We start from the raw sequence: 15,539 nt of genomic DNA on the forward strand, positions 1-15,539 counted from the left end.
CGGAATGCGAGTCATACTGCCCAGGTAAATAGCGGCAATATGCAATGACGGCTCTATCAAGCCCTTGCAGATTGAACAGTTATTTTCGGGGCAGGGTCATTTTGTGTAGACTTGCTCGTTTTTTGCGCAATTAGAGAATCGCAGGAATGAAGCCGTTCGCATCCCGTTATCTGCTGCTTGCCGCATTTTCCATACTGTTGGGCGCCTGCCAGAGCACGCCGCAAGCACAGGCTCCGGCTTCGGTCGAAGCGCCGGATCCTTATGCTCAGCTTGAGCAGAGCATCAACAGCAAGGAACTGGCGACTGCCGAAGACCAACTGGCAGCGTTGCAAGCCAAGAGCCCCGATGACAGCCGCCTGGAGCAATATCAGCGCCAACTGGCCGAAGCCTATCTGAGCCGCAGCCAGATCGTGCTGCAAAAAGGCGATGTCAACGCCGCCGCCACCGCGCTGAGCCGTGCCCGTGCCTTGATGCCCAAGGCCCCGGCCTTGACCAGTGGCGTCAACGGCGCCATCGCCCATGCGCGCAAGGCCGAGTTGGACAAGGCCGAAGCTGAACTCAAGGCCGCTGAAGCCAAGCGCATCGCCAAAGTCATCGATCCTACCGCCGAAACCAGCGTAGTAGAGCTGAAAATCGGCCAGATGCCACAACTGCGCAAGCAACTGGACGCGATTGCCGCCGATATCGTTGCTTTCAACTGTGAAGTGACGCTGCAGGTGCCTCGCGTTGATGACTACCCGTGGCTGTCGACACTGCTGGCCAAGCGCATCGTCAAGCTCAACCCGAATTTCGAGCTGCATCTGCAACGCCAGATCGAGCGCAACGCGCCTGCCCAGGTTGTGATCAAGCCCGCCCAGCTGTAAGCCGTGCCATTGCCTTCGCGCTCCCCGCGCGAGGGCCCGCGCCGCTGATCGCGTTATGCCATAAACCATGGTTTGTCGCGAAATAAATGCTAAGAACCTCCCGGCGGACAGGCTAAAATGCGCGCCCGGTTTATCCAGCCGATGCGAAACAGCCCGTGCGTGCCCAGCCCGTCGGGCTGAATTTATTACCGCGCCCCACAAGGTTCGCTCAGTGATCGAGTTTCATAACGTCCATAAAACTTATCGGGTTGCAGGCAAGGAAATCCCTGCGCTGCACGCCACCAGCCTGCGCGTCGAAGACGGCCAGGTGTTCGGCCTGATCGGCCACTCCGGTGCTGGCAAAAGCACCTTGTTGCGCCTGATCAACCGCCTGGAAACCCCCAGTGGCGGCCAGATCGTCGTCGATGGCGAAGACGTCACCGCCCTTGATGCCAATGGTCTGCGGCGCTTCCGTCAGCAGGTCGGCATGATCTTCCAGCACTTCAACTTGCTGGCCTCGCGCACGGTCGCTGATAACGTCGCCATGCCGCTTACCCTGAGTGGCGACATGCCACGCGCCGAGATCGATCAGCGCGTCGCCGAGTTGCTGGCGCGGGTTGGGCTGTCTGAGCACGCGAAGAAATACCCGTCGCAGTTGTCCGGCGGCCAGAAGCAGCGTGTCGGCATCGCCCGCGCGCTGGCGACGAAACCGAAGATTTTGCTGTGCGACGAAGCCACCAGCGCCCTCGACCCGCAGACCACTGCGTCGGTCCTGCAGCTATTGGCCGAGATCAATCGCGAGCTGAAGCTGACCATTGTGCTGATCACCCATGAAATGGACGTGATCCGCCGGGTTTGTGATCAGGTCGCAGTGATGGATGCCGGACGTATCGTCGAGCAGGGCCCGGTGGCCGATGTGTTCCTGCATCCGCAACACCCGACCACCAAGCGCTTTGTTCAGGAAGACGAACAGGTCGACGAGAACGAGCAGCGCAATGACTTTGCCCATGTGCAGGGCCGCATTGTGCGTCTGACCTTCCAGGGCGAAGCGACCTACGCGCCGTTGCTGGGTACTGTCGCTCGCGAGACCGGTGTGGACTACAGCATCCTGGCCGGGCGTATCGACCGCATCAAAGACACCCCCTACGGGCAGTTGACCCTGGCCATTACCGGCGGCGATATGGAGGCGGCTTTTGCCCGCTTCACCGCGGCTGACGTTCACATGGAGGTGTTGCGCTAATGGAAGCCCTGATCGCCCTGTTTTCCAATGTCGACTGGTATGAAATCTGGGTCGCCACTGGCGATACTCTGACCATGCTCGGCATTTCCCTTGGTTTCACCGTGCTGCTGGGCTTGCCCCTGGGCGTGCTGATGTTCCTCACCTCGCCGCATCAGTTGCTGGAAAACAAGCCGCTGTACACGGCGGTCGGTCTGGTGGTGAACATTCTGCGGGCGTTGCCGTTCATCATCCTGCTGATCGTCATGATGCCGCTGACGGAAATCATCACCGGCACCTCCCTGGGTATCCTCGGCACCTTGCCGCCGCTGATCGCCGGGGCCACGCCATTCTTCGCCCGCCTGGTGGAAACCGCGCTGCGTGAAGTGGATCGCGGCATCATCGAAGCGACCCAGGCCATGGGCGCCACCACTCGCCAGATCATCATCAAGGCGCTGCTACCCGAGGCCCGCCCCGGCATCCTCGCGGCCATTACCGTGACCGCTATCGCTTTGGTGTCTTTTACCGCCATGGCCGGTGCCGTGGGCGCCGGTGGTCTGGGCGACCTGGCCATTCGCTACGGTTACCAGCGCTTCCAGAACGATGTGATGTTCGTGACGGTCATATTGCTGTTGGTGCTGGTGCAGATTCTGCAAACCGTCGGCGACAAACTGGTCGCGCATTTTACGTACCGCTAAAAAAGGATTTGTTTCATGAAGAAGTTGCTGGCCATCGCGGCCGCCCTGGTTATCCTGTCCGCCCACGCCGACGAAACCCTGACCGTCGCTGCCAGTGCAGTCCCTCACGCCGAGATCCTCGAGTTCGTCAAACCGACGCTGGCCAAGGAAGGTGTGGACCTGAAGATCAAGGTCTTCAACGACTACGTACAGCCCAACGTGCAGGTCGATCAGAAGCGCATGGACGCCAACTTCTTCCAGCACCAGCCGTATCTGGATGAGTTCAACAAAGGCAAGGGCACCGATCTGGTCGCCGTGGCCAAGGTGCATGTTGAGCCTTTCGGGGCTTATTCCGACAAGATCAAAAACATCGCTGATTTGCCTGACGGTGCCGTGGTTGCGCTGCCCAACGATGCAACCAACGAAGGCCGGGCCTTTCTGCTGCTGGCCAAGGCCGGGCTGATCACTCTCAAGGATCCGACCAGCATCCTGGCCAAGCCGAGCGATGTTGCGCAGAACCCGAAGAACTTGAAATTCCGTGAGCTGGAAGCCGCGACCCTGCCGCGTGTGCTGACCCAGGTCGACTTGGCGCTGATCAACACCAACTACGCGCTGACCGCCAAGCTGGACCCGATGAAGGATGCGCTGGTCATCGAAGGTGCCGAATCGCCCTACGCCAACATCCTCGTGACCCGTCAGGACAACAAGGACAGCGATGCGGTGAAGAAACTGGTAGCGGCGCTGAACAGCCCGCAAACCAAGGCCTTTATCCTCGAGAAGTACAAAGGCGCGGTGGTTCCGGCGTTCTGATCACGCCTGAATGATTTCAGGTGTTGTCGGGGGGGATTGTGGGAGCGAATTAAGTGGGAGCGAATTCATTCGCGAAGAGGCCAGTACATTCAACGCACCTGTATCGTCTGATACACAGCTTTCGCGAATGAATTCGCTCCCACAATTGTTCCCACAGATTTGCAATCCGAGGGTTGTTTACGTCCGACCGGTTTCAAACAGGAACCAGGTACGGCGCTCTGCCTCATCGATCCAGTTTTCCAGCAGGCTGGCGGTCGCCACGTCGTTGTGCTCGTCGCACAGGGCATGGGTGCCGCGCATGTAAGCGGTCAGTTGCATGTTGTCTTCGCGCAGCTCGGCGAGCATGTCGGCCGGGGTGACGAAGTCGGCGTCGTTGTCCAACAGGCGTTGCAGCTTCTTGATATGGCCGGTGGAGCGCAGGGTGGTGCCACCCAGTTTGCGCACGCGCTCGGCTACGGCGTCGGTGATGGCGAAGATCTGGTCAGCCTGCTCATCGAGCAACAGGTGATAGTCGCGAAAGTTCGGGCCCGACATGTGCCAATGGAAGTTCTTGGTCTTCATGTACAGGGCAAAAGTGTCGGCCAACAGGGCGTTCAGTTCTGCCGACAGATCGCGGCGGGCCTCTTCGCCCAATTGGTTGGGCGTACGCAGGTCGGCTTTTCTGATTGCTTGAGCGGCTTCAAGATTTTTCATCGAGCGTGTCCTCTTTAAGCGAAAGGGGTGGTCGGGCTCCAGAAGCGGGGCCGGTTATCCGACGGTCCAGACAAGATTGCCAATGCTACACCCGCCATGACTAATGCAAATTGGCTATGGCCAGTCTTTAGCACATGCATGATAAAAATGCGTCGCCATATTTCTGCTTTAGCAGCGGGCCAGACAGCTTTATTCACAACTGCGATTAACAATTGCCGCTTCAGTGCGTTTTTTGTGGAGCGCTTCTCAGCATTCTGTAAGGCCCTGTATTTACGGGCCTTTCAGCGCAGATCGGAAAAACGCCGTTGGTCAATTTAGCAAGCAAGCTAAGTTTTCGACACAGCTAATCCAACTTCCATCAACAGAGTTATCCACAGGCTGAAGGCTTGATCTGGATCAACGGCGCTCGGCCAGCAACAACAGGTTGCGCGGCGTCAGTTGGCTATCGCAGAAGGTGCCGACCCGCACCTCGTACTGGCGTTCTTGCAGAAACAGCGCACGGTCCAGCACCAGCCAGAGTTCCAGTGGACGGCGGAACAGATTGCGCAGCAACTCAAGGTTGCGCACGTGCGCCAGGCGTTGCCAGCCGGCAGCTTCGAGGGCCGCCCAGTCAGGATTGCCCAGGGCGGGCAGGCCCTTGAGTTCGGCCAGCTCGCGGCAATAGTCGGCGAACGGCTTGTCGAGCCAGGCGGTCGGCAGCGACGGTGTGGATAAGTACTGATCGACGCCCCTGACCTCCCGTTGCAGCAGATCGAAGCCCAGGCGTCGCGCCATGGAGGTATCGCGCTGACGACGCACACGGGCGCCGGCAGTGACGGTTTCGCTGAGCGGCAAGCCCAGATCATCCAGGGACAGATGCAGGGCTGATGCCTGACCCTCGCGGGATAACGGCTGATAGCTCGGAGCGCTCGTGCGGTTGTAACAGCAGGGCGCGATGGCCAGTTGTGGGCAACCGACCTGGCTCGCCAGATGCATCAACTGCACATGCAGATCGCCGCAAGCATGCAGGGCAACGGCCGTATGGTGGTTGCCCAGCCGCCGCCAGGTGTCGTCGGCCATGACATCCTGGCAGACATGCTCGGCCTCGACATTCAGTCGCGCACTGAGCAGGCGTCCGGCCTCGATCAGGGCCGGATCGTATTCCAGGCAGGTCAGCGCCTGCCCGCCGCGAGTCAGGCGTCGCCCCAGATGCCCTTTGCCCGCGCACCAGTCAAGCCAATGCTCGGGCGCCTTGCCAAAGCTCAGGCGGCTGGCGAAGGCCTCGATCTGCTGCCACTTGCGGCCAGGCACATCGACACTCATGCGTGCCGCAACCGGCTCAAGCACTGTGGCAGGCAGCGCGGCAACCTGGCTCAGCGCCGTGGCTTCGGCGGCCAGGGCCTTGAACGGGAAAGGCGCATCGAGCTGTTCCGGGTGGTTATGCGCCGCTTCTGCTTCGCTCAACGAGCGTTGACGCAGCCAGTGGGCCAGCTCCGGGTACTTGCGCTCCCAGGGCAGTTGCAGATAGGTGAAGGGGCGTGGGTGCCACAAATCCTGATACGCGAACAGGAAGCTATCCAGCGCGCGGAAGCGGCTGTGTATAGGTTCGTCCTGCCGGGTGGGATCAAGGGGCATGAGTAGCAGCCGCTCTTTTTGGGCGCCATAAATCCCTGTAGGAGCTGCCGAAGGCCGCGATAGGATCCGGGATCTTTTCGCAGCCTTCGGCAGCTCCTACAGGAAGCCTTGTTTCAACCGCAATCAGAGAATACTGAACGGGAAATACTTGTCGTTGATCTTCTTGTAGCTGCCGTCTTCGATAATTGACTTGAGTGCGGTATTGAGGCGATCACGCAATGGATCGTCCTTGCGCACAGCGATACCGACCTGATCGCGCTCGACCACGGGCTCGCCCTTGAATTCGAAGTTATGCCCGGCCTCGCTTTTCAGCCATTCGTAGCTGGCGTATTTATCGGCCAGCAAGGCATCGACGCCGCCATTTGCCAGGTCGCTGTAAGCTTTTTCCGGAGTGCCGTAGAGTTTGATGGTAATGGCTGCACCGAGATTGCTCTGCAGCCAGTCACTGGCCTGGGTCGCGATGGGCGCGCCAATGGTCTTGTCCAACAAGGTCTGTTTCAGCGTGCTCTTGTCGGTAGGAAAATCCTTGGACTTGAGCGCCACGAATTGCAACTTGTTGACGTAGTAGGGCGCTGTGAAGTCCACCTGCTGCTTGCGCTCGTCGGTGATGGACATCGAGGAGATGATGAAGTCAGTCTGATGCTCGTTCAGCGCCGGGATCAGTCCGTCGAAGTCCGAGGTTACCACCTCGCACTCGACCTTCATCCGCGCGCACAGGGCGTTGCCGATCTCCAGGTCAAAACCGGCCACCTGGCCACTGGTGTCCTTGCTGTTGAAGGGCGGATTGGCACCCTGGATGCCCATCTTCATTTTTTCCACGGCAAATGCCTGGGTGGTCAGTGCCAGGACGGCGATCGTCGCCAGCAGCATTGTTCTACAAGCGTGCATGCATGTTGCTCCATGTGGGACATGCAGCGTTTATACGCGAGCTGACGTGGGCCGGATAGCAGGGGTGTGCTTCACTTCATCCGGTACAGCACCGAATGCCCGGCCAATTGATGCTGCAGGACTGCCAGGACATGCCCGGCCACCGCCACGCCCAGGGCTGCGCAGAGGATATGGTGCACCGTATGCAGCTCGGCCAGGGCATCGACCGAGTAGACCAACTGCGGCAAAGGCAGCAGCGAAAACAGGGTTACAGGGTGGCTCATCATCAATACGCCGGTCAGCAGTACGCCGAAAATCAGCAGGTACAGGGCGAGATGCGCCAGGCGGGCGATTTTCTGGCGAGTGCTTTGCGCTTCTTCCGGCCCGGCCTTGAGGTAAAGCCACAGGCGCCAGAGGAAAAATGGAATGAATACGGTGGTGAGTTGCGGATTGAGGTTCTCGACCCAGGCGCGCACGGCATCGTGCTCAGGCAGCAGGGCCACACCGAAACCGCTGAAGGTGGCCCAGATGATGACCACGGCGGATATCCAGTGCAGCAGCACACGGTTGCGCGGATAAGGTCTGGCTTCGCCGAAAGGTTGATGGCGAAACAGCGGGCGGGACTTCATGGCGGACACGACGGGCACTCAAACTGGCGATAGGACACTATTTAGAGGTGTACGCTACGCTTTTGTCCGCCGTGTTGTAAATGCCAATCTTTCTCAGTTGCTTGATTCAGGTCAGCGCACAGTCTTTTCGTTGCGCTTGAGCAGCAGACGCGATGCTTCGTCGTAATCAGCCTGGAATGCCGCGCTGGAGATCCAGGCGATGGCGGCTTCTTCGTCTTCATCGTGGAACAGGCCACGGTAGGTGATGAGCAGACCCATCATGAAGTCGGTGGCGTTTTCCGGTTCTTCCTCAGCTACCACCAGTTCCAGCACCGGGTATTGCAGGAACACCAGGCACAGCGCCAGTTGGCTGATGGTGGCGGCGGCCTTCATGGCTTCAAACAGCTCGTCGAAGTGGGCCGGTTCGAAGCCGTTTTCGAGGATGTCCTGGAAGTCGAAGGTGCTCAGATCCAGTTCGAGGTCGTCGAAGGGCTGGCTGACCAGTGGGGAGGCGAACACCGGGTGCAGGTTGTTCTGTACCGGTTTGTTGCCGGAACGATTCTGCTTGGCTTTGACTTTGGCCCGTTTGGCGCGTTTTTGCTGTTTGTCTGGCGAGGCCATGAACGTCGGTCCTGTGGCGGTTGTAGGCGCGAACGTGTTCGCAAGAGATGGCTATTGAAGCGCAGGTTTGCGCAAATCGCACCCATTAAAAACAAAACGGGTGATACGTCGCGGACTGTGGGAGCGAGGCTTGCCCGCGAAGAGGCCAGTGGGTTCAACGCAGTTATATACGTCGAAAAATCGCTTTCGCGGGCAATCCTCGCTCCAACGAGTCGGAGTACAGAGTCGCAATGGCAGGACGCCTCCGTTTCCCGTGAGTGAAATTTCCGATTTAATTGCGACCCCTTGCGCCTCCAAATACAGCGCTCTAGCCTCCTGCCGTCGCTGCAAAATCAGCGACCTGACCGTGGTAGGTCTGTGCTGAAAGCCCGCGGCGCCTCACTCTGTGAGGCGCTTCATGCGGCCTGTGTTCTGGCGGCCGTGCGCATTGCGCCTTCGGGCGGGCCGGGCTGCGCTTTCACCGGTTCTACCACCTTTGCGTACGGCCGCCACCCTTCGCGTCGGTAGCGATATGTGGCGGCTCCTGAACCTTTTGAGAGCTGCTATTTATGACCAACCCAACCCCCTTCCTGATCGCCAACGAATCCCTCACCAAGGAGCAATCGCTGATCCACGCCTGCGATCTGCTGCGCTATATGAAGGCCATCGGCAATGAGTTCGGCGAGAGCCTGACCGGTGAAGACCGCGACAAGGCTTTCGCGATGGTGCATCTGGCCGAGTCGACCCAGAGCCTGGTTGAAAGATCGCTGTAATAAATCCACCACATGCGTCGAACAGGTGCATTTCTCCTGCGAAAAGCCTAAGGTTGCAGCCTTCATTTATGGCGCTATGCCGCTACTGCACACTTGAGCGCTTGAGTTGAGGGCAACAATGTTCGTTACACCGGCTGCTACCTGGCGAGATGACGTAAAAGCGGGATGTTGGGTGGCTGTCGTTGTTTTTCTCGCAGCCCTGCTAGGCATTTTCACCCGCCCGACCGATTATCTCGCCTCCCTGTGGCCGGCCAACGCCCTGCTCGTCGGGCTGATGGTGCGTAATCCACGCTTGGCAACGCCCCTGGGCTGGATCGGCGCGGTGATCGGCTACGTCGCCGCCGACACCATCACCGGCGGCGGGCTATTCAAGACCGTGATGCTGACCGGCGCTAACCTGATGGGTGTTTCCACCGGCTACCTGCTGTATATGCGCATCTCCAACGAGCATCGGCGGCTGCGGGTGCCGCGCTCTGTGTTGTATCTGATGCTGGTTAGCGTGGCCAGCGCGGCGGCGTCCGGGGTTGGCGGGGCGGTTGTCGACCTGATCTTCTTTCACGAGGGCCCGTTCCCTGCCTGGACCTTCTGGTTCATGGCCGAACTGGTCAGTTATGTGATTATCCTGCCGGTGGCCTTGAGTGCGCCGAGCTGGCGGCAGTGGCGCACGCTCCTCAACTATCTGCGAGGCATGTCCCGGCCTGAACAGTTCGTGCAGCAATGCGCGCCGGTGGCGGCCTTTATCCTGTGCTGCATTGCGGGGGTGCTGATCGGCGGGCCGGGCGCGGTGATGTTCCCGGTGGCGGCGCTGCTCTGGTGCGCCCTGAGCTACAGCCTGTTCACCACGACGCTGATGACCCTGATCTTCAGCAGCTGGACCCTGCTGGCTATCTCCGCGCGTTATCTGACGCTGTCCAGCATTGACCTCAACCTGCAGCCGGACATGCAGTCGCTGCGTATTGGCGTGCTGCTGCTGGCCCTGAGCCCGTTGATCGTGGCGATCATCTCCTCGGTGCGCAACGAGCTGCTGCGTAACGTCCAGTACCTGGCCTCCCACGATCAGCTCAGCGGCCTGCTTAATCGCCGGGCTTTCAATGAGCTGGCGGTAGAAAGGCTCAAGCCCCTGCTTGAGAAGGACTTCTTCGCCGTACTGATGCTGGATATCGACCACTTCAAGAAAATCAACGACGCCTGGGGCCATGCCGGCGGTGATCAGGTGCTCGTTGCCTTTGCCGACATCGCCAGCAGTTGCCTGCGCGAAGGCGATGTCTTCGGCCGCATCGGTGGCGAGGAATTCGCCATGGTTTTGCCCAACTGCTCCCTCGAAGAGGCGCGCGGTATCGCCGAGCGAATCCGTCAGACCTACGCAGCCACCCCTATCGATATCGGCGAAGGTCGCAGTGTCTCATCCACCGTCAGCATCGGCGGCGCAGTGGCCCTGCCACCCGAAGACCTCGAATCCCTGCTGCTGGTCGCGGACCGCTCGCTGTACAAGGCCAAGCATCTGGGGCGGGATCGGGTGCAGTTGGAGGAGGCTCTGTAGGCTCGAGTATCCGAAATCTCGGAGTTCGGGCGTCACTGTATGAATCTTGCCGCAGTGAACGCCAGGCCCGCCAATACCCCGGCAACGGCAATAAATTTCCAGGTCTGGTCGTTGATTGCCTTGTGGAATGAGACAGCCAGGTCTTGCATGTCCTTGCCGCTGGCACGAATAAATTCGTTCAGGTCGTCTTTTGAGGCTAGGTTTGCCAGGTCCGCTTTTGTCGCCATATTTGCTGCCATATGGGTCATGTTGACCTCGATGGAATGGAGTCGCATCTCCACGCCGACGAATCTTTTCTCAATGTCGGGAATGGCTTTTTCAAGTGCCGTTACTCGTGCGTCCATGTCGGATCCCCCTCCGTTGCCGCCATTGTTATTTCCTGTTTCCGGTTTGTCGCTGACCTTGCGCGAGTAGTCGTTTCTCAGCTGATAGACCAGGAACTCTCTTAGGGTGATAGCCCTGTCGAGAGGGTCTATGTCCTGGTTCATGTTGTTCCTCTGAATGAGAGTCGGGGCGGGGGCTTTGTCCTGAATTATCTCTCCCTCGTTTCTCAGTCATTCTGTCGTCTCTCATCAGAGGCATGTCCGTAACTATTTATTTTTTGGGTCAGGATCCATAACCACTGATCCGTACGATGAGATAAATGAGTAACCCGACGACAATCACTCGATAAAGAATGAGCGCGTACCGTCGACGGTACCCGACAGGCATGCCATCGCGATTGTCGGCTTCATCAATCAATAGCAACCACAGGGCCAGCCTGCTCAGCACATCAATGATGCTCATCGCGAATGTCTCCGTTTGTCCGCCGATCGTAGCGCGCTGACCTGCATAGGCAACTGCTCGGCAAGAACGGTATCACTTAGCCAGGCCCGAAATCGAGTGACCCGGGAAGGGGTAAAAACTCCAGACAACAAAAAACCCGCACTAGGCGGGTTTTTTGGTTTTCAGGTGATTTTGACACCACCTGAATCTAATTAGTGGTGCCCAGAGACGGAATCGAACCGCCGACACGGGGATTTTCAATCCCCTGCTCTACCGACTGAGCTATCTGGGCAACGGGGCGCATTAGACGTGTTTTTCAGGGGGTCGTCAAGCAGGTTTTTAAAAAAATTTGAATTATTACCGTCGCTTACGACCCACACTGCTGGAAACGCTTTATTTCTCGGGGGCAACGTAGCCTTCGGCCTGTGCGTATTCTTCGCCCGAAAGGTACTTGTCCATCTCGGCTTGCAGGAATTTGCGGTCTTCAGCGTTCATCATGTTCAGGCGACGCTCGTTGATCAGCAGGGTCTGGTGTTTCTGCCAGTCGGCCCAGGCTTTCTGCGAGACGTGGTTGTAGATGTCTTCGCCCTTGGCGCCCGGATACGGAGGGCGCTCCAGGCCGGGTAGTTCTTCGTGGTACTTGCGGCACATCACGGTGCGGGTCATGACGACTCTCCTGCATTCAATACGTCTGCTGCGCGTTTGAGCAGCTTCTTCACCGGGGCGGCGAGGCCTAGGCGTGGCGGGGTGGCGAGGTTATACCAGAGCCAGTCGGCCTCGGCCACGTGGTGGCTTGCCGCCTCGACCTCGACCAGCCAGGGTTCGATGCTCAGCTGGAAGTGGCTGAAGGTGTGGACCAGCCCAGGCAGTTCCCGGTGCTTGCCCAGTTCCAGCGAGTGTTGCACGGCCAGGTGTTGCAGGTCATTGAAGTCATCCAGCTCCGGCAGGCTCCACAGGCCGCCCCACAGCCCCGTGGACGGGCGTCGGTAAAGCAGGATGGCGCCGTCGCGATTGGCCAGCATGGGCATCAGCGTGCGCTTCTGCGGGATGGCCTTGCGCGGCTTGGGGATCGGGTAGCGAGTCTCAAGGCCGAGCATGTGCGCTTCGCAGCCGCGCTCCAGCGGGCACAGCAGGCAGCTGGGCTTGCTGCGGGTACACAGGGTCGCGCCCAGGTCCATCATCGCCTGGGTGTAGTTATTGACCCGCGCATGGGGCGTAAAGCGCTCTGCGGCCGCCCACAGCTGCTTGGCGACCTTGGGCTCGCCCGGATAACCCTCTTGCGCAGTAAAGCGCGCCAGCACGCGTTTGACGTTGCCGTCGAGGATCGGTGCGCGCAGGCCCATGCTCAGGCTGGCGATGGCGCCAGCAGTGGACAGGCCGATGCCGGGCAGCTCGGTAAGCTGTTCGACGTCACGGGGGAATTGGCCGCCATGTTTGGCGACGACGATCTGCGCGGTCTTTTGCAGGTTGCGGGCGCGGGTGTAGTAACCCAGGCCCGTCCACAGGTGCAGCACTTCGTCTTCCGGGGCTTCGGCCAGGGCCTGCACGCTGGGCAGGGCGCTCATGAAACGGTCGAAGTAACCCAGCACGGTGCTGACCTGGGTCTGTTGCAGCATGATTTCCGAGACCCACACCCGGTAAGGCGTGATGCCCTGTTGCCAGGGCAGGTCGTGGCGGCCATGGCGGTCGTACCAGTCAAGGACCGCGGTGGAGAACTGCTCGGGTTGCATTAATTTCGCTCAGTAAGTGGATCCGGTCCTAGCGTTTGAACAAGCCCTTGAGGGCATCCTTGAGTTCCGGGCTGACTTTGTCGCCCAGCTTCTCTTCGAGTTTTTCACCGAGTTTGTCGGTCGCCAGTTTGGCAGCGATACGGCCAATGCCTTCCTTGTCCAGGCGGCAGGCCTTGGCGCCCATTTCCAGGGGGCCACGACACTGGATCGGCCATTCGATGCCGACATAGCGCGGGTTGACCTGGCAGGCCGGGTCGGGCATGTCGCTCTTGTCGCCTTCGATGATGACGCCCAGGCGGTAGTTCATGCCCAGTACGCGCAGGTCGATATCGCCGTTACCGTTGACGGTAAGGCCAGGGATCTGCACCTTGAGGTCGGGGTTGCTGGCGACGCCGTTGCGCACTGTCAGGCTGCCGTTGAGTTGCTGGAACGGCGTGTCGTGACCGCGTGGGTTGCCGCTCAGGGTCTCGCGATTGAGCACGGCGATGCCCTGGCACAGTTGCTGTTCGATATTGGCGTTGACCAGCACGCCGTCGTTGATGGCAAAGCTGGTGGTGCCGTTGAGGCTGTCGACCAGGGCCTTTTCGCTATTGCCCTTGGCGGTCAGGTTGTTGTTGAGAGTCAGCAGGCCCTTGACCGGCGGCGTCTGGCCCATGGCCTGAAGCACCCTGTCGACAGGCACTTTGGCGACGCGGGTCTGTACGGTGGCCACTGGCACGTCAGGGCGGGTGTCGAGATTGCCTTTGACTTCGAAGTTGCCGTTGTACAGATCGCCACGCAGGCTGCTGACGGTAATGACGCCGTCCTGCGCCTGGGTTTGCAGCGCTGCATTCTGGATTGGCAGCTTCTTGATGATTAGCTTGTCGAATCTCAGGTCGGCGTTCACGTCCAGCTTGCGCATACGTTCCAGCGGGAACAGTTTCTCCGTGCTCCAGGCCTGCTTGGTCGGCTGTTCGGGCAGCGTCGTCGTGCCACCGGCTGCGGCGTCTTCACCGCTGGCCACTTCAGCCTTGCGTGCGGCGCTGGCGCTTTTTGACTCCTCGGACTCGACCGGGCGATAACGATCAGCGTCGAAGGTGTCGCCCTTGAGTTGCAGACGCAGCGCCTGTTTGGCGACATCTTCGATGGCAAGGCGGCCGGTGAAGCTGCTGTCGTCGAGTTTGAAGTTAAGGCCATCCAGGGTCAGGCTGGTGGGGCTGGCGCTGATACGGGTGACCAGCTCGAGTTTCTTCAGGCTGCCCTCGGCCATGGCCGGAGCGGGCATGGCGATATTGTCGAGGAAGTTGCGCAGGTCGAACTGGGCGACGGAAAGAGCGCCGCTGACTTGCGGGGTTTTGTCCAGATCACGCACATGCAACTCACCCAGCGCACGCAACTGGTTGGCCGACAGCTTGAGGCTGGTCCAGTCGGCGACGTTGGCCATCAGGTCGGTCAGCAACTGCCCCTGGGCGCTGAAGGTCACGGTCTTGCCTTGCAGCGGGTCGCCGGACAGTTCGCCGGTCACGCGCATGTCACCCAACTGGTAGCGCTTGAGGGCGCGGTTGAGGCGCAGCTGACCGGTGAGTTCGGTCTTGGCGCGCAGCACCGGCTGGTTGGTGCCAAGGAAGGCGGTCAGCTTGATCGGGATATCGGTATTTTCATGGACCGCGCCGGTGCTCAGCTGGATGCTTTCGGCGCTGAAGGTCTGGTTCTTGCGCGCATCGGTGTACTCGACCCGAGCGTTATTGACGGTGAGGCTGTCGATATCCAGTTTGATCGGCTGCGACGGCTTTTCAGTCTTGTCGGTTTTATCCGACTCAGGCGTCACTTGGCTCTGGGCGGTGCTGTCAGACGGGGCGCGGCGGCCGATGTCTTCCCAGTTGCCATGGCCGGTTTCGTCGCGGCTTAGCATCAGGTCCAGGCCTTCCACCCGCACATCGCTCATCTGGATTTCACGGCGCAGCAGCGGCAGGACTCGCACGGACAAGCCGAGCATTTGCAGATTGGCGAACGGCTTGGTCGGCGTGATCAGCGTGGCGACGCTGGCATCGTGCAGCTCAAGGCCGAGCCAGGGGAACAGGCTCCAGCCGATATCGCCATTGAGGGTCAGTTCGATGTGCGCCTTGTCGCGGGCAATCTTGCGAATCTCGTCTTTGTAGTCGTTGGGATCAAACAGATGGGTCAGCGCGAAGCCGAGAGCCACGATGATCAGCAACAGCCCGAGAATAAACAGTCCCAGGATTTTGCCGAACGCTTTCATGGGCGAGTCCTTGTAATCGACGTTCAAAAATAGCCCGCGAGTATAGCCTCCTCACGCGGGTTTACGGGTCATCTATGACCACACGCAGTTGCTCATTGTTGCAATCAACCGGTCAGCAACGGCAGATGGAGTTTGGCCGCCAGGGCCTGGACTGCGGGAGACTCGGCGGTTCCCAGCAAGCGTAGTTGGCTGCCTGCATCCCTGGCGGACTTTTCTGTCAGGGTCACCAGACGTTCCGCGACGCCGCGTCGGCGAGTCGGTATACGCACGCACAAATGAGACAGCAGCCAGTGATTTGCCTGACGCTGCAGGCGTGCCGCGCCGAGTAAACGGTCATTGAAACGAGCACCGATCAGTTGCCCTTCGGCGCTAGCCTGTTCGAGCAGTTCTGCGGCGTCGGCAAAGGGGGCGAAAAAGCCTGGCGGCGTATCGTGATAAATTTTCTGCAGATCTTCTTTGTCTTGATAACTAAGGATATTTAACGACTCAACTAAGACGGGCATCAGGTTTCCTTGACGAGGTTCGCAGTAGATGCAGATGGTGTTTAAAAGAGCGGATCAGAATG

General features: G+C 59.5%; 17 protein-coding genes and 1 tRNA gene. 6 read left to right on the forward strand and 12 right to left on the reverse strand.

The annotated features are described in order from the left end of the window. Nucleotides 1-146: 146 nt before the first annotated feature. The 4 genes from M2401_RS08530 (at nucleotide 147) to M2401_RS08545 (ending at nucleotide 3,545) form a co-directional block, all read left to right on the forward strand. Nucleotides 147-863, forward strand: coding sequence for a PA5502 family lipoprotein (locus tag M2401_RS08530; protein WP_259101514.1), 717 nt, complete (start codon nucleotides 147-149; stop codon nucleotides 861-863). Between the two features lie 211 nt (nucleotides 864-1,074). Continuing rightward, a complete protein-coding gene (locus M2401_RS08535; protein ID WP_259101515.1) occupies nucleotides 1,075-2,082 on the forward strand; it encodes a methionine ABC transporter ATP-binding protein in 1,008 nt (335 codons plus the stop codon). Beyond that, nucleotides 2,082-2,756 (forward strand): methionine ABC transporter permease, encoded by a 675-nt coding sequence (locus tag M2401_RS08540; protein ID WP_259101517.1) that lies wholly within the window; start codon nucleotides 2,082-2,084, stop codon nucleotides 2,754-2,756. Before M2401_RS08535 ends, M2401_RS08540 begins: the two co-directional genes overlap by 1 nt. Before the next feature lie 15 nt (nucleotides 2,757-2,771). Beyond that, the gene (locus M2401_RS08545) at nucleotides 2,772-3,545 is read left to right on the forward strand and encodes a MetQ/NlpA family ABC transporter substrate-binding protein (RefSeq protein WP_259101518.1); all 774 of its coding nucleotides are present in this window, start codon (nucleotides 2,772-2,774) and stop codon (nucleotides 3,543-3,545) included. A gap of 177 nt (nucleotides 3,546-3,722) precedes the next feature. On the opposite strand, the gene M2401_RS08550 is transcribed toward M2401_RS08545, so the two are convergent. From M2401_RS08550 to M2401_RS08570, 5 genes are all read right to left on the reverse strand, one after another. Further along, on the reverse strand, nucleotides 3,723-4,238 hold the full coding sequence (locus M2401_RS08550) for a Dps family protein (protein ID WP_259101520.1): 516 nt from the start codon (nucleotides 4,236-4,238) through the stop codon (nucleotides 3,723-3,725). Between the two features lie 396 nt (nucleotides 4,239-4,634). Beyond that, nucleotides 4,635-5,852, reverse strand: coding sequence for an SAM-dependent methyltransferase (locus tag M2401_RS08555; protein WP_259101521.1), 1,218 nt, complete (start codon nucleotides 5,850-5,852; stop codon nucleotides 4,635-4,637). A 123-nt stretch (nucleotides 5,853-5,975) separates the two neighbouring features. Continuing rightward, nucleotides 5,976-6,740: a transporter substrate-binding domain-containing protein gene (locus M2401_RS08560; RefSeq protein WP_259101523.1), complete on the reverse strand. Its 765-nt coding sequence runs from the start codon at nucleotides 6,738-6,740 to the stop codon at nucleotides 5,976-5,978. A gap of 71 nt (nucleotides 6,741-6,811) precedes the next feature. Further along, nucleotides 6,812-7,348 carry a cytochrome b gene (locus M2401_RS08565; protein WP_259101524.1) on the reverse strand — a complete coding sequence of 179 codons (537 nt, stop codon included), beginning with the start codon at nucleotides 7,346-7,348 and terminating at the stop codon, nucleotides 6,812-6,814. Nucleotides 7,349-7,459: 111 nt separating this feature from the next. Further along, a complete protein-coding gene (locus M2401_RS08570; protein ID WP_259101526.1) occupies nucleotides 7,460-7,948 on the reverse strand; it encodes a hypothetical protein in 489 nt (162 codons plus the stop codon). A 548-nt stretch (nucleotides 7,949-8,496) separates the two neighbouring features. On the opposite strand from M2401_RS08570, the gene M2401_RS08575 reads away from it, so the two are divergent. Both M2401_RS08575 and M2401_RS08580 read left to right on the forward strand, forming a co-directional pair. Then, the gene (locus tag M2401_RS08575) at nucleotides 8,497-8,700 is read left to right on the forward strand and encodes a DUF6124 family protein (RefSeq protein ID WP_259101528.1); all 204 of its coding nucleotides are present in this window, start codon (nucleotides 8,497-8,499) and stop codon (nucleotides 8,698-8,700) included. A gap of 172 nt (nucleotides 8,701-8,872) precedes the next feature. Next, nucleotides 8,873-10,240, forward strand: a complete 1,368-nt coding sequence (locus M2401_RS08580) for a diguanylate cyclase (RefSeq protein WP_259101530.1) — start codon at nucleotides 8,873-8,875, stop codon at nucleotides 10,238-10,240. Between the two features lie 32 nt (nucleotides 10,241-10,272). Here M2401_RS08580 and M2401_RS08585 read toward each other — a convergent pair whose 3' ends face one another. The 7 genes from M2401_RS08585 to M2401_RS08615 form a co-directional block, all read right to left on the reverse strand. Then, nucleotides 10,273-10,728 (reverse strand): hypothetical protein, encoded by a 456-nt coding sequence (locus M2401_RS08585; RefSeq protein WP_259101532.1) that lies wholly within the window; start codon nucleotides 10,726-10,728, stop codon nucleotides 10,273-10,275. A gap of 118 nt (nucleotides 10,729-10,846) precedes the next feature. Continuing rightward, entirely contained in the window at nucleotides 10,847-11,026 is a 180-nt protein-coding gene (locus M2401_RS08590; protein WP_259101533.1) for a hypothetical protein, read from the reverse strand. Nucleotides 11,027-11,221: 195 nt separating this feature from the next. Next, nucleotides 11,222-11,297 (reverse strand) — tRNA-Phe (locus M2401_RS08595). A 101-nt stretch (nucleotides 11,298-11,398) separates the two neighbouring features. Then, the gene (locus M2401_RS08600; RefSeq protein WP_259101534.1) at nucleotides 11,399-11,671 is read right to left on the reverse strand and encodes an oxidative damage protection protein; all 273 of its coding nucleotides are present in this window, start codon (nucleotides 11,669-11,671) and stop codon (nucleotides 11,399-11,401) included. Further along, nucleotides 11,668-12,735 (reverse strand): A/G-specific adenine glycosylase, encoded by a 1,068-nt coding sequence (mutY, locus tag M2401_RS08605; RefSeq protein ID WP_259101536.1) that lies wholly within the window; start codon nucleotides 12,733-12,735, stop codon nucleotides 11,668-11,670. The genes M2401_RS08600 and mutY overlap by 4 nt, the downstream gene beginning before the upstream one ends. A 28-nt stretch (nucleotides 12,736-12,763) precedes the next feature. Further along, a complete protein-coding gene (locus M2401_RS08610; protein ID WP_259101538.1) occupies nucleotides 12,764-14,974 on the reverse strand; it encodes an AsmA family protein in 2,211 nt (736 codons plus the stop codon). Between the two features lie 104 nt (nucleotides 14,975-15,078). After that, nucleotides 15,079-15,477 (reverse strand): PanM family protein, encoded by a 399-nt coding sequence (locus M2401_RS08615; protein WP_259101539.1) that lies wholly within the window; start codon nucleotides 15,475-15,477, stop codon nucleotides 15,079-15,081. Nucleotides 15,478-15,539 lie beyond the last annotated feature (62 nt).

It is taken from the genome of Pseudomonas sp. JUb42 (assembly GCF_024807945.1).
GTDB lineage: Bacteria > Pseudomonadota > Gammaproteobacteria > Pseudomonadales > Pseudomonadaceae > Aquipseudomonas.